Origin of the sequence: uncultured Dokdonia sp., assembly GCF_937910895.1 — a bacterium.
Taxonomy (GTDB): domain Bacteria; phylum Bacteroidota; class Bacteroidia; order Flavobacteriales; family Flavobacteriaceae; genus Dokdonia.
On sequence record NZ_CALEMI010000048.1, the window covers coordinates 1 to 12,121 of the forward strand.

12 protein-coding genes and 1 pseudogene are annotated in these 12,121 nt (G+C 34.0%); all 13 read left to right on the forward strand.

Annotated features, from left to right (window positions below):
* On the forward strand, positions 1 to 1,025 hold a 1,025-nt coding region (locus Q0505_RS05560; protein WP_299210011.1), incomplete at its 5' end, for a polysaccharide biosynthesis tyrosine autokinase.
* A gap of 24 nt (positions 1,026 to 1,049) precedes the next feature.
* Positions 1,050 to 1,916: an ABC transporter permease gene (locus tag Q0505_RS05565; protein ID WP_299210013.1), complete on the forward strand. Its 867-nt coding sequence runs from the start codon at positions 1,050 to 1,052 to the stop codon at positions 1,914 to 1,916.
* Positions 1,917 to 1,920: 4 nt separating this feature from the next.
* On the forward strand, positions 1,921 to 2,739 hold the full coding sequence (locus tag Q0505_RS05570; RefSeq protein ID WP_299210015.1) for a polysaccharide pyruvyl transferase family protein: 819 nt from the start codon (positions 1,921 to 1,923) through the stop codon (positions 2,737 to 2,739).
* Complete coding sequence (locus tag Q0505_RS05575) at positions 2,736 to 4,028, forward strand: ABC transporter ATP-binding protein (RefSeq protein ID WP_299210017.1); 1,293 nt, start codon at positions 2,736 to 2,738, stop codon at positions 4,026 to 4,028. Before Q0505_RS05570 ends, Q0505_RS05575 begins: the two co-directional genes overlap by 4 nt.
* Positions 4,029 to 4,046: 18 nt before the next feature.
* Positions 4,047 to 4,898 (forward strand): FkbM family methyltransferase, encoded by an 852-nt coding sequence (locus Q0505_RS05580; RefSeq protein WP_299210019.1) that lies wholly within the window; start codon positions 4,047 to 4,049, stop codon positions 4,896 to 4,898.
* A 7-nt stretch (positions 4,899 to 4,905) separates the two neighbouring features.
* Positions 4,906 to 5,664: a hypothetical protein gene (locus Q0505_RS05585; protein WP_299210021.1), complete on the forward strand. Its 759-nt coding sequence runs from the start codon at positions 4,906 to 4,908 to the stop codon at positions 5,662 to 5,664.
* Complete coding sequence (locus Q0505_RS05590; protein WP_299210023.1) at positions 5,649 to 6,548, forward strand: hypothetical protein; 900 nt, start codon at positions 5,649 to 5,651, stop codon at positions 6,546 to 6,548. The genes Q0505_RS05585 and Q0505_RS05590 overlap by 16 nt, the downstream gene beginning before the upstream one ends.
* Before the next feature lie 47 nt (positions 6,549 to 6,595).
* Complete coding sequence (locus Q0505_RS05595) at positions 6,596 to 7,375, forward strand: polysaccharide pyruvyl transferase family protein (protein ID WP_299210025.1); 780 nt, start codon at positions 6,596 to 6,598, stop codon at positions 7,373 to 7,375.
* A 31-nt stretch (positions 7,376 to 7,406) separates the two neighbouring features.
* Positions 7,407 to 8,450 (forward strand): hypothetical protein, encoded by a 1,044-nt coding sequence (locus Q0505_RS05600; RefSeq protein WP_299210027.1) that lies wholly within the window; start codon positions 7,407 to 7,409, stop codon positions 8,448 to 8,450.
* The gene (locus Q0505_RS05605) at positions 8,447 to 9,457 is read left to right on the forward strand and encodes a glycosyltransferase family 2 protein (protein ID WP_299210029.1); all 1,011 of its coding nucleotides are present in this window, start codon (positions 8,447 to 8,449) and stop codon (positions 9,455 to 9,457) included. Before Q0505_RS05600 ends, Q0505_RS05605 begins: the two co-directional genes overlap by 4 nt.
* A gap of 2 nt (positions 9,458 to 9,459) precedes the next feature.
* Positions 9,460 to 10,557, forward strand: coding sequence for an acyltransferase (locus Q0505_RS05610; protein ID WP_299210031.1), 1,098 nt, complete (start codon positions 9,460 to 9,462; stop codon positions 10,555 to 10,557).
* Between the two features lies 1 nt (position 10,558).
* Complete coding sequence (locus tag Q0505_RS05615) at positions 10,559 to 11,446, forward strand: glycosyltransferase (RefSeq protein ID WP_299210033.1); 888 nt, start codon at positions 10,559 to 10,561, stop codon at positions 11,444 to 11,446.
* 72 nt (positions 11,447 to 11,518) lie between these two features.
* Positions 11,519 to 12,121: pseudogene (locus tag Q0505_RS05620) on the forward strand (hypothetical protein); the annotation flags it as partial.

Consider the following 12,121-nt stretch of genomic DNA (forward strand, 5'->3'; position numbering starts at 1 on the left):
GTATTATCAAAGCGTCTAATGTTTCTGATATTTTATTTATAGACGAAGCAAAAGATGTTGGAGGAGGACAAGTAGGCCCTAATACGCGTCTCAATTATATCATCGCCACATTAGTTGGGGGCGTGATTCCTTTAGTGCTCGTTTTTTTGCTAGTATTTTTTAACACCAAAATCACCAATCCAGAAGAACTCAAAAAACTCTCAAAAATTCCAATATTAGGCATTATAGGAAAGAGCAAGCACGGGAATAATCTTGTGGTACGCGACCGCTCTCGTTCTGCTATAGCAGAAGCTTTTAGAGGAATACGATCTAGCTTACAGTTTATGTATCGTAAACAAGATATAGAAGGGGCAAAAACAGTATTGGTCACTTCTTCTGTAAGTGGCGAAGGAAAAACATTTACATCTATTAATATTGCTTCTGTTTTCGCTTTAAGCGAAAAGAAAACAGTACTAGTAGGTCTTGATTTACGTAAACCAAAAATCTTTGATGATTTTGAATTGTCTAATGAGACAGGCGTGGTGAACTACTTGATAGGACAAAATACGATAGATGACATTAAACAAGAAAGTGGGATCCCGTTTTTAGATATTATTTTATCAGGTCCTGTACCTCCCAATCCATCAGAATTACTATTAAGTGATGCGATGAAGGAGTTTATGGAGGAACTAAAGAAAACGTATGATTATATCATACTAGATACCCCTCCTGTAGGATTGGTAGCAGATGCTTTAGAGATTATGAATTATGCAGACGCCTCTTTATATATGATCCGTCAAGGATATACTAAAAAAGGGATGCTAGGTTTAATTAAAGATAAGTATGCAAAAGGAGAGGTGAGTAATGTCAGTTTTGTTTTAAATTATTTTCAAACTAAAGGAAAATATGGATATGGCTACGGGTATGGATATGGCTACGGATATGGGTATGGAGGCTATGGTAATGGATATCACGAAGACATAAAAGGAGTGCCATTCTTTAAACGATGGCGTAAAAAAATAACAAAGGCTTTTAGAAGGAAGTAATTTAAATTTCTTAAATAGTATATTTTGAATAAGGCAGAGGAGACAGCATGGTTGTATGAGATTAAGCCCAAAGGGAAGTTTATTGATCTTAATTTTAAAGAAATATGGCGCTATCGTGATTTATTGATTTTATTTGTAAAGCGTGATATTGTAACTGTCTATAAGCAAACAGCTTTGGGGCCTTTATGGTATTTAATTCAACCTTTGTTTACCTCTGTAATTTTTACGTTAGTTTTTAACAATGTAGCAGGTATTAAAATAGATGGAGCACCCTCATTTCTTTTTAATTTGGCAGGAATTACCTTATGGACCTATTTCAAGGAATGTCTTACAAACACTTCCACAACTTTTACATCTAATGCGGGATTGTTTGGAAAAGTCTATTTTCCAAGAGTTATATCACCATTATCTAGGATCATATCAGGTCTTTTTAAGTATGTTATTCAGCTTGTCATATTTATAGTATTTTTTTTCTATTTTCTTTTTTTTAAGGAAAAACCCATTAGTGTAGGAAGTACTCTGTATTTATTACCCGTAGCCATTGCGACTATAGCAATGCTTGGATTGGGAGCAGGAATGATGTTAAGTGCTATTGCAACAAAATATAGAGATGTAAAAATATTGATATCTTTTGGAGTGCAATTATTACTTTATTTATCGGCGGTTATGTACCCGTTAAGTCTTGTTAAAGAAAAACTATCTGACTATGCTTGGGTGGTTGAATATAATCCTATAGCACAGGTGATAGAGGCGTATCGCTATATGTTATTAAATGTAGGCGAGCCTAATATAAAAGGCTTATGGATAAGTTTAGCCTTAAGTATTGTGTTTGTTTTCTTAGGACTTATTGTATTTAATAAAACTGAAAAAACGTTTATAGATACCGTATAAACTTATGGAGAAACAAATCCCTCTTTTTTATTGGTCTTCTAAGTTTTTTGAAAAAAAAGAGCAAGAAAACTATGGTGATATTTTATCTGCCCAGATGGTTTCCTGGGTAAGTGGAAGAGCGGTTGCTTTTTACAATGCGCCAAATAAAAAAAAGCGTTGGTTTAAAAAACCGTACCTCATGGCTATTGGGAGTATTATGAGTTATACACAACCCAAAGCAATCGTCTGGGGAAGCGGTATTATCTCTCGGAAAGATCAATTTTCTGATGCTACTTTTTGTGCTGTTCGGGGGCCGCTTTCGCGAAAGCGTATACTGGAATTAGGATATTCATGCCCCGAAGTATATGGAGATCCCGCCATCTTATTGCCAAAATATTACCAACCTACTATTGAAAAGAAATATGAGTATGGGTTTGTCCCCCATTACGTAGATCAGAAAGTTGTTCAAGATTGGTACGGAGATCAAGCGGATGTTGCGGTACTTAACCTTATCAATGATGATGTATTATATACCACAGATCGGATCTTAGCATGTAAAAAAATCATCAGCTCGTCATTGCACGGGGTGATTGTCGCACAAGCTTATGGAATCCCAGCGATTTGGATACAGTTTTCTGATAAATTGAGCGGAGACAATGTAAAATATGAAGATTATTTTCTATCTGTTGGAATACAACCATATCAACCTGTATATGTAGAACAAAAAAAATCACTACAGGAATATGAAACGATTTTTTCTAAGGTAACAACCGTCCCTAGTGAGCAAAAGATAAATGAAGTTCAAATAGCGCTTACCAAAGCATTTCCAAAAGAACTCTTATGAGCGATATTATATTAAAAGCAGAAAACATATCAAAGCAATACCGGCTAGGGCTTGTGGGCTTAGGAACATTAGCTCATGATTTTAATCGGTTTTGGCATAAGATACGAGGTAAAGAAGATCCGTATCTTAAAATAGGAAGTGTAAATGACCGTAGTGCCAAGGCAAGTTCTGAATATGTTTGGGCGTTACAAGACATTAGCTTTGAAGTAAATAAGGGAGAGGTTCTTGGCATTGTAGGAAAGAATGGCGCCGGAAAATCTACCTTACTTAAAATACTCTCTAGAGTAACAGCTCCTACAGAAGGCAATATTAAGACAGCTGGACGTATTGCAAGTTTGCTAGAGGTAGGAACAGGGATGCATCCCGAACTTACAGGGAGAGAAAATATCTTTTTAAATGGCGCGATTCTCGGAATGACAAAGGCTGAGATCAGAAGTAAAATAGATGAGATTATAGAATTTTCTGGCTGTGAAATGTATATCGATACCCCTGTAAAACGCTATTCTAGCGGAATGCGGGTACGATTGGGTTTTGCCGTAGCCGCATTCTTAGAGCCTGATATCCTTGTGGTAGATGAGGTACTTGCTGTAGGTGATGCTGAATTTCAAAAGAAAGCTATTGGAAAGATGCAAGACATCTCAAGTGAAGGAGGAAGAACCGTATTGTTTGTAAGCCATAATATGGCTGCTGTTCGTGATTTATGTACCCGAGTCATCATATTAGAAAACGGAGGATTAACTTTTGATGGTGAGACAAATGAAGGCGTAAATAGATATTTAAGCGAAGACAAAGTTTCTACAGGAAGAGAAAAATTTGAAGAAAATGAAGAAAAGTTTAAAGCTCAATTTAAAAAGTTTGAAATTCTAAATCTAAAAAAGGAGTTAACTTCTAAATACCATTCTGGAGAAAAAATGTGTTTTAGAATATTTATTGATATTAAAACAAAAATCAGAAATCCTATCTTTAGTCTTAGATTAAGTGATTTTAATAATGTGAATGTTATTACTTGGAGGAGTAATGATTATATAGAAGAGCCACTTCCTAAAAACTGTGATCAAAGTTTAATAGTTGATATAAAAACAAGAGATTTATTTTTATTAAACGGGATATATACATTATCCATGAGTTTTCTTGATGGTAAGGAATTATTAGATTTTCATGAAAAGTTTATAAATTTTGAAATCCTTCCTGATAAACCTAGTGAAGACTTTTACTCTATTACAAAAGCAAAGACTTCTAATAGTATTTTGTTTTCTATAGGTGATTGGGCTGTAGATTTTGATTCATAAAACAATAGGTGCTTAAATATGAAGGATTATAAAAAACTATTTACTGAAGAAAAAAAAGTATTTTGGAAAGAAAATCCAATCCATGGCGATATTGATATCTCTATACAAGGGATACCACCGTTTAAAATGCACTGTAAAAATGATGATACCGTTGTTAAAGAATTATACTGGACAGATTTTAAAGGATGGGAATTTACAAGCTTAACGCTCTGGAATAATCTATTGGATGCGATACAAAAAGGGATTGTTCTCGATATAGGTACTTATTCTGGAATCTACTCTTTAATTGCATCACAAAAGACCCATGTAGAATATATATATGCTTTTGATATTCAAGATAAATGTATCGATCGGACAGAGGCTAACTTTAGATTGAATGACATTTCTAATGGGAGTGTTGTAAAAGCAGCTTGCTCTAATGAAAATGGAGAGGTTGTATTTCATTATTATGAAGAAGAAGGTATTATGAGTTCTGTAGCAGGTCTTATGTCTAAAGAGATGAATAATCTCTCAACAACAGTAAAGTCAATTAGACTCGATGATTGGTATAAAGACTTGGGATCAAAAACACCGATCTCTTTACTCAAAATGGATGTAGAAGGTGCAGAACAGCTGACTTTAAAAGGAATGAAAACTATTTTAAAAGAATGTAGTCCAAGTGTTCTTATTGAAATAAATGATCACACCGATCTAAAAGCAGTAAAAAAATTATTCCCTAAAGGATATAACATATTTGATATCAACGAAGACGAACTCATTATCAAAAAACTGGGCTTTTTTAATAAGCCAAGTAGCTTTAGAAATTATTTATTTACAAAGTTGAGCACTGATAAAATGTCAAAAATCTTTACAGGAACGATTATTAAATAATTCAGGTATGAAGGTCTGCATAGTCTCTGGTAGATATCCAGCAACAGATTTTGATTCTGCCATCAACCATAAGGTGTATGCAGATCGATATGGATATACCTATGCACACTGTAATTGGCCTACAAAAGAACAAAACCGTTATTTAAATAAGATGCATTATATACAAATGTATATAGATGCCTATGATTATATTGTATGGATAGATGATGATGCTTTTTTCTTTGATTTTGAAAAAGATATTATGACGTATGCGCCAACTGGCGATGCCTTTCTCTCTATATGTAAAAGCCCATCGCACAAAACGTTAAAAACGTTTTTTAGCTCAGGACAATTTATTCTCAAATCTTCAAAAAAATCAAAAGATTTTATAAATCAGGTTATTCAACAAGATTTGAATGTTGTCAAATCCTGGTGGACAGAAGATTTAGGGTATTTTTCTAATGGCGATCAGGATGCCATGATTTACTTGCTTAAAACAAATCCTATATTTAAAAATACAGCCGAATTACACGACTACAAATCATTTAATAGCAGACCTGAAAATTTATTTAAAGATGATATTCATCATCCAATGATATTGCATTTTACTGGAAAAGTTGAGGTAAAAAAACAACATTACCTAGAAGTACAAGAAAAGCTAAAGTTACATAGTTCGTTAGTTCCAGAAAATATATTGAAAGCATATAACCTTCACGTTTACAGGAAGCCACAGAATAAAAGTTTAAAGCAAAATATAAAACGATTGATCACGTGGTTAAAACCTTAAAAAAACATACAAAACAGTATTTGCCAGATGATCTATTGAAGCATCTTGAAAAATATCCCTACGTTTTCAATCCTAGTATGGTATATTATATGGATTCTTTTTTAATGACTATACGAGTGTATGATACAGACAGCAAAACCATTCAAGCGCATCTATATAGTTGGAAAGAAGACCAACCCTATACTTTTGTAAATCTTACCGAGTATTTTATAAACGTACTGACAGCCCAGAAAGTAGCAGATCCAAAACTCTTTATCATGAATGATGAGGTTTGGGGAACTTTTAATACAGGCTATGTAGCTAAAGGAGAGAATCAAGTAGTTCTTTTTCAAATTAAAAATACTGAGGTTAAGAATTATTTTTACTGTCATTATAGCGAACGTACACGTATAGAAAAGAATTGGGCATTTTTTATGAAAGATGATTGTATTTATGCCCTTTACGGAATCGATCAAGTAAAAATTTTAAAAGCAACTTCATTAGATATAATAAAAGGGAATACCTTAAATTTTGATGCGTTTTCGACGGTTGAAAAAAAGAAATATCAAGAATACACTATAGGAACTCCGTTGATGACATTGACTGATACCACCTATGGTTTTATAGGGCATAAAAAAATTATATTCAGAGGGAAACGTCTTTATTCAGGAAGAGCCTTCATATTCTCACCTTTTACAGAAACCCCTTTGAAAATATCATCTAGACCCCTTATCCATTCTTATAAATCACTTGCAGGAAATTCTTTTAAGTTTAATAAAAACTTGATTTCTTGTACTTATTTCTCAGGTATTACAATGTATATGAATGAAGTAATTATCTCCTACGGGATTAATGATGTAGATTGGAATATGGTATCAATAAAGCAAGACAAATTATGGGCATAAGGACGTATTATTGGAATTCACGTAAAGTATCTACGCTGCGTTTTTTTATGAATAAGGTTACAAATCCTTCAAACATAGCATTTAGACATGGAAATGCTGGTGATATATTTAATGCAGACCTCATACGATACATTTACAAAGACGAACCCTTAAATAAAGATTGGGAAGGACATCGTTTGTTATTAATAGGATCTATTTTAAGAGTCATTCAGACAGGCGATATCATCAACGGGATTGGTTGGAAAGGAGATGATTTATCTTCTAGAGAAAAACACATCAGCGAAGCAAAAGTATATGGCGTAAGAGGTCCTCTTACAAGAAGTTTATTCGAAAAATATGGAGCAGATTTAAGTGATTTAAAATTTGAACTAGATCCAGGGTTATTAATTAGAGAAGTTTATAATTTAGATCTTAGTAAAAGTACAGAAGACCAAGTTATTTTTATACCACACTATAGAGACTTATTCGTATATAAAAATAACTACCCTAAAGGAGTTAAGGTAGTAAATATTGATAATAAACCTGAAACAATAGCAAACGAAATCTTAAAAGCTAAAGTCGTTTATGCCTCTTCTTTACATGGGATTATTTTTGCCCACGCCTTAAAAAAGCCGTGTGTCTTTGTAGCACCACAATCTGAAGAACCCATCTTTAAGTATAGAGATTATTATTTGTCAATAGGCTATGATATGCCAGAACCTTTAAAAGATATTTATTCGATTAACTTTATACAGGATACAGCCATTTTACCTGAAAGAGATTTTTCTATGAAAGATTTTTATTTTCCAGATTATGAATCTCTTAAAAAATACAAGGTGGTAGAATAAAGGTGATGATAAGAATAGTACACATAGCGTCATGAAAGTATTTACTCCCGTTCAAAAAAGCGCAAATTCATTTTTTGATGAAATCACCTTTCATTCAGAACATGAATACGTACATGGCACATTAGATGATGATACGTCTGGTTACACAACCATTCTTATTCAATGGCCAGAACAGATCTTTAATTGGAAGGAGCCTGACGATCAGCAACTATCTCACTTATCTCAGGCGATAAAAAAATGGAAACAATTTTCAAAAATCATCTATATCGTTCATAACGAGAAACCACATCTTGGAATGACAAAACAATTCCAGAAATTATATGATATCGTGGAGTCTTCTAGTGATATACTATTACATTTTGGAAAGTATAGTCAAGAAATATTTGAAAAGAAATATATCCATTCACAGCATCGTATTCTTAAGCATCCACTATACAAACGTTCTTTTCCTTTCTTTACCAAAGAAGAAGCTAGGAAGCAATTAGGGATAGACCTAGGGAGAGAAGTAATGATTGCACCTGGAAAAATACGTACCCTAAAAGAAAGAAACTTAGTATTAGACTCTTTTAAACAAGTCAAGAATTCAAATAGAACCTTGATAGTGCCTAATATGTTTTGGAAACAATCAACTATAGAATTTGTAGGTCGTCAAAAATTAAAAGGTATTCTTGATGTCAAGACTAAAATAGAAAAACAAATGAACGGTATATTCAACCCCCCGGACTATATCGTAAACTACAGTTTTATAGAGGCAAAGCAATTGGCTTTATTCCTGGCGGCTTCCGATGTGGTGTTCATACCAAGGATACATACTCTAAATTCTGGAAATATATATTTAGGGCTCACTCTTAAGAAAATTATTGTGGGTCCTGAAACGGGTAATCTTACAGAAGAACTAAAAAAGTTTGACTTTCCTATATTTCAACCCAATACGCCAGCATCGATTAAGCTTGCTATCGAGGAAGGTTTTAGGCTTAGTACGAAGGTAGAAGAAGTATATAAAAATATATTTACTGAAGCCTATGAACCTAAAAATATTGCTTCACAGCTTGATCAAATCATACGCGAAGGATGAAAACCGTTATTTCCATAATCATCCCATCGTACAACAGAGCGCATCTTATTCAAGAGACGCTCAACTCTGTGGTCGCACAATCTAGTCCAGACTGGGAATGTATTGTAGTAGATGACGGCAGTACCGATGCTACTGTTGAGGTGGTGACCGCTTTCGCGAAAGCGGACTCAAGAATACACCTATTTCAAAGAGATGATACTTACACATCTGGAGGTAACGGGGCACGCCAAATGGGATTAGATCGTGCTACGTCTGATTGGGTGATGTTCCTAGATTCTGATGATTTGCTTGGAGTAGATTGTATAAAAAACCGTCTTGCATCTGTAGAAGAAACTATAGATATGTGTGTGTTTCATACGGCTTCATTCAAAGTGGAGGTAAAAGAGACAGATGTGTATTGGAATATGTTGCACAAAAGAGAAACGTGTGAAGAATACCTTATGCGATTTCTCTACCAAGATATGCCTTGGCATACCACTGGCGTCTTATGGAATGCTGCATTTCTTAAAAAAATTGGTGGGTGGAATCAAGAGCTAATTGCATGGCAGGACTGGGAACTTCACGTAAGAGCACTTACGTATAATCCAAGAGTAAAAGCTTTAGTAGTAAAGGCTGATAATTATTACAGACTTGATGTTGCTGACTCCATTGCGACCAAGAAAAAATCTTTAGAATATCTTGAGGCCATAAAAAAAGCGATTGAATCTGTAGAAGGTAAGGTGTTAGAAAGCAATATGATAAAAGAGGCTAAAACACATCTTCGGTTTTTGATTTATCGCAATCTGATTGGCTATCCTATCAAGTGGAAACAAATGAAAATCCCTTTTCAAATAAGGAATTCTGGAATTCAGTTTCAGAGTGTGTCTCCTGCAAGGTTTCTCTACGCCTATTGGAAAGAACGTGTATTTGCCATTACGATCATAAAACGATTTTTAAAAAATAAATGCAAACTTGACTATTATAAACGGATGTATCCAGAGACCACGTTTTTAAAAAAGCGAATGTAAGCATGCAGTATATTAAACAACTAGATAGTGTTAGGGCAATTGCTGTTATTTTAGTGATCATAAGCCACTGGTTACCCAATCAGAATATATTAAACAGAATCCCTAATGGACAAATTGGGGTGGATATTTTCTTTGTGTTGAGTGGGTTTTTAATATCAAAAATATTATTGGATAGTCGTGACAAAGCTAGAGTGCAAAATGTGTCAACGTTTACAGTTTTAAAGAATTTTTACATACGGAGATCGTTGCGTATTTTTCCTATTTATTACCTCACGATTATAGTGGTTTATTTGGTGGCGATGTATGCCAACACGCCAATTAAAGATCCGTTTGTCTATTATGCTACGTATACGGCAAATTTTTATTTCTTTGAGCAACAGTCTTGGGAGGTACTCCTTCCTCATGTATGGTCTCTTGCTGTAGAAGAACAATATTACTTAGTCTGGCCGTGGTTGGTTTTATTACTTAATAGAAAGTATGTATTCCCTATGATCCTTGTTTTTATTGCTATTGGGATAGGAAGTCAGTTGTTGTTAAGTGGATTTAGAATGAGTAGAATATTGACCTTTACCTGTTTTGATGCTTTTGGACTTGGGTCTTTACTAGCTTGGGGTATCACCTACAAAAAAGAAAAAGTATTTCTCTATTTCAAACGACTTTCTGTAGTTGCTATTTTGGTGTTTTTCTATTTTATATACAGTGCCACTGTAAAACAGTGGAATGTTTTATCCGTAAGAACCACGGTGTCTATCATCACACTCTGGCTCATTAGTTACATTTACATATATCATCAAACCGATAAGCTTAAAGGAGCATTTATTTTAAACAATAGGATATTAATTTTTATAGGTAAAATAAGTTATGGGATTTATTTATATCATAATATCATTCCTAGTATGATCACAAAAAAATATATTGATGTATATTTTAACCCATTATTGCCTGATTTCTTTAATGTAAAATATAAAATGTTGTTGTTGATCGCAGAAAATTCGATACTTGTTATTGTAATTTCGTGGCTCTCTTTTGTGCTCATAGAAAAACAATTTCTTAAGCTCAAAAATAGATTTAATTACATCCCTAAAAACACACCGCAATAGTATGAAGCAAGAAAAAGGAATTTCTGTAGTCATTTGCTTTTACAATAGTAGTGAGCGTATCACCCCTACCATGCAAAGTATTTTTCTTCAAGAAGGATTGGCAACGATTTCTTGGGAATTAATTCTTGTAGACAATGCGAGTACAGATACGAGTGTGGCGTTAGCACAAAAGCTTATAGATGAAGCTGCATTTCCAAATGCGAGTATTGTTAGTGAAAGCAAGCCAGGACTCAATTATGCGAGGAAGAAAGGAATCGATACGGCTCAATATGATACAGTGCTTTTTTGTGATGATGACAATTGGTTAAATCCAAGATATGTAGAACGATCTTATAATTTCTTGAAAGAAAACGACGCCTACGGTGTGGTGGGAGGTAATGGTGTTGAAGCTTGCGAAGTGGAGCCCCCTCGTTGGTTTGAGAAATTTAAGAGCATCTACGCATTGGGGTGTAGAAGGGATGGTGATGTTACCAATGTGTATGGAGCGGGGATGTGTTTTAGAAAATCTATTTTTGACGACTTTGAACCTAAGATGACGGATAGAAAAGGAAAAAGTTTATCCTCTGGAGGGGATTCAGAAATGTGTAATTACGCTGTTGCCAAAGGCTATAAAATCAGACAAGTATGTGATAATACGTTTCAGCATTTTATCCCTAAAGACCGACTCACCAAATCATATTTATACCGGATGGCTAGAGGAATGGGACAAACAAAAGCGCAATTGATCCTCATTAAAAAAAATAATTCTAAAATGGCAACAGGTGTTTTTTATAGAATGAGACTGGATACAAAAAAACTTTTCACACACATATTTAAATTAGATAACGTTAGATTTGTTTTTGAGTTAAATAGAGTTTATTCTTATTGGATCACACTGATTCGTGCCTAAAAGCTGCGAATTGTAGACGTCATTGGTTAGGCATCTGTAAAGAACTATTAGCGACATATATCAAAAGAATACATGAAAAAAGTATTGTTATTTTCATCATTGTGTAAATCGAAAGAAGTATTAGAAGTAGTACTCCCTTCCTGGTTAGCATTAGATACAGAGGGAATTGAGTTAGAGATCCTTTTGTATGATGATAATAACAATAAAAAATCGATTACCTTTCTTAAAGAATTTGAGCAAAAACACCCAAGCGTAAAAATTGAGAGAGATTGGATACAAGAGACCTCTAGTTATAAAACACATCATTGGAATAAATCGCTGACCGATAGAATTGCGAGCATAAAAAATAGAGCTATTAGGTATGCTTTGGATGGAGCGTATGATTATATTTTTCTTTTAGATGCAGATCTGGTATTGCACCCTAAGCTACTACAACACTTAATACAATGCAATAAAGATTTTGTATTTGATTCTATCATATTTAGTGAAAAAGGCCATTTTATTTTTTTCTGTCCTTCCTACTATGGCAAGCAAGAATACGACCAAGCATCGAGCAGTTTAAAATCGGATTTAGAGCAAAACAATGTTTCAGGTGACCTAGTTTTTGTTTTTTTTAATTGTGAAAATGATAGACCTAAATCTGGATTACCTGTTTCATATTTGAATGAATCAAAT

What these genes read in the sequence shown, in the direction of transcription:
- Q0505_RS05570 (WP_299210015.1), top strand. Translation starts at nt 1,921, where the DNA reads ATGGAGAAACAAATCCCTCTTTTTTATTGGTCTTCTAAGTTTTTTGAA.
- Q0505_RS05575 (WP_299210017.1), top strand. Translation starts at nt 2,736, where the DNA reads ATGAGCGATATTATATTAAAAGCAGAAAACATATCAAAGCAATACCGG.
- Q0505_RS05580 (WP_299210019.1), top strand. Translation starts at nt 4,047, where the DNA reads ATGAAGGATTATAAAAAACTATTTACTGAAGAAAAAAAAGTATTTTGG.
- Q0505_RS05585 (WP_299210021.1), top strand. Translation starts at nt 4,906, where the DNA reads ATGAAGGTCTGCATAGTCTCTGGTAGATATCCAGCAACAGATTTTGAT.
- Q0505_RS05595 (WP_299210025.1), top strand. Translation starts at nt 6,596, where the DNA reads ATGAATAAGGTTACAAATCCTTCAAACATAGCATTTAGACATGGAAAT.
- Q0505_RS05600 (WP_299210027.1), top strand. Translation starts at nt 7,407, where the DNA reads ATGAAAGTATTTACTCCCGTTCAAAAAAGCGCAAATTCATTTTTTGAT.
- Q0505_RS05605 (WP_299210029.1), top strand. Translation starts at nt 8,447, where the DNA reads ATGAAAACCGTTATTTCCATAATCATCCCATCGTACAACAGAGCGCAT.
- Q0505_RS05610 (WP_299210031.1), top strand. Translation starts at nt 9,460, where the DNA reads ATGCAGTATATTAAACAACTAGATAGTGTTAGGGCAATTGCTGTTATT.
- Q0505_RS05615 (WP_299210033.1), top strand. Translation starts at nt 10,559, where the DNA reads ATGAAGCAAGAAAAAGGAATTTCTGTAGTCATTTGCTTTTACAATAGT.